Origin of the sequence: Fictibacillus iocasae (genome assembly GCF_042665465.1) — a bacterium.
Taxonomy (GTDB): domain Bacteria; phylum Bacillota; class Bacilli; order Bacillales; family Fictibacillaceae; genus Fictibacillus; species Fictibacillus iocasae.
On sequence record NZ_JBHTCP010000025.1, the window covers coordinates 1 to 1,121 of the forward strand.

At 48.5% G+C, this 1,121-nt stretch carries 9 tRNA genes and 1 rRNA gene; all 10 read left to right on the top strand.

Annotated elements, in window-relative coordinates:
- Positions 1–109: ribosomal RNA gene (rrf, locus tag ACFQPF_RS11375) — 5S ribosomal RNA — on the top strand; the annotation flags it as partial.
- A gap of 8 nt (positions 110–117) precedes the next feature.
- Positions 118–193: transfer RNA gene (locus ACFQPF_RS11380), tRNA-Val, on the top strand.
- A gap of 5 nt (positions 194–198) precedes the next feature.
- Positions 199–274: transfer RNA gene (locus tag ACFQPF_RS11385), tRNA-Thr, on the top strand.
- A 7-nt stretch (positions 275–281) separates the two neighbouring features.
- A tRNA-Lys gene (locus tag ACFQPF_RS11390) sits at positions 282–357 on the top strand.
- 15 nt (positions 358–372) lie between these two features.
- A tRNA-Leu gene (locus tag ACFQPF_RS11395) sits at positions 373–456 on the top strand.
- Between the two features lie 41 nt (positions 457–497).
- Positions 498–572 (top strand) — tRNA-Gly (locus tag ACFQPF_RS11400).
- A gap of 7 nt (positions 573–579) precedes the next feature.
- Positions 580–667: transfer RNA gene (locus tag ACFQPF_RS11405), tRNA-Leu, on the top strand.
- Between the two features lie 23 nt (positions 668–690).
- Positions 691–767, top strand: a tRNA-Arg gene (locus tag ACFQPF_RS11410).
- Positions 768–772: 5 nt separating this feature from the next.
- Positions 773–849, top strand: a tRNA-Pro gene (locus ACFQPF_RS11415).
- Between the two features lie 22 nt (positions 850–871).
- Positions 872–947: transfer RNA gene (locus ACFQPF_RS11420), tRNA-Ala, on the top strand.
- The last annotated feature ends 174 nt before the right edge of the window (positions 948–1,121 follow it).

The window sequence follows — 1,121 nt, forward strand, 5'->3', positions numbered from 1 at the left end:
ATGATGGCGAAGAGGCCACACCCGTTCCCATACCGAACACGGAAGTTAAGCTCTTCAGCGCCGATGGTAGTTGGGGGTTTCCCCCTGTAAGAGTAGGACGTGGCCAGGCTTACATACGGAGGATTAGCTCAGCTGGGAGAGCACCTGCCTTACAAGCAGGGGGTCGGCGGTTCGATCCCGTCATCCTCCACCATTTACGCCGGTTTAGCTCAATTGGTAGAGCAACTGACTTGTAATCAGTAGGTTGGGGGTTCAAGTCCTCTAGCCGGCACCACTTTTGAGAGCCATTAGCTCAGTCGGTAGAGCATCTGACTTTTAATCAGAGGGTCGAAGGTTCGAGTCCTTCATGGCTCACCATTTTCAAATTAATATGCGGGTGTGGCGGAATTGGCAGACGCGCTAGACTTAGGATCTAGTGTCATTGACGTGGGGGTTCGAGTCCCTTCACCCGCACCATATTAATTTCATAATGAATTCCACAATTTTTAAATAAGCATGCGGAAGTAGTTCAGTGGTAGAATACCACCTTGCCAAGGTGGGGGTCGCGGGTTCGAATCCCGTCTTCCGCTCCATAATGCTGCCGGGGTGGTGGAATGGCAGACACACAGGACTTAAAATCCTGCGGTAGGTGACTATCGTGCCGGTTCGAGTCCGGCCCTCGGTACCATTCTAGATTTTTAAATTATATATGCGCCCTTAGCTCAGCTGGATAGAGTGTTTGACTACGAATCAAAAGGTCGGGAGTTCGAATCTCTCAGGGCGCGCCATATAACGGGAAGTGGCTCAGCTTGGTAGAGCACCTGGTTTGGGACCAGGGGGTCGCAGGTTCAAATCCTGTCTTCCCGACCATCTTATCTCATATCTAAAACATGGGGCTTTAGCTCAGCTGGGAGAGCGCCTGCCTTGCACGCAGGAGGTCAGCGGTTCGATCCCGCTAAGCTCCACCATTTTTAGAAAATGTGTTGACATTTTCTTTTTTAATGCGTAAAATCAATAAATGTCTCTGTGAGACATCAAAGCTCTTTGAAAACTGAACAAAAGCATAGGTAAGGAATTAAATTAATTCCGTCAGTTTTAAACAAGCAAGAGACAGATTAAACACTTTATTGGAGAGTTTGATC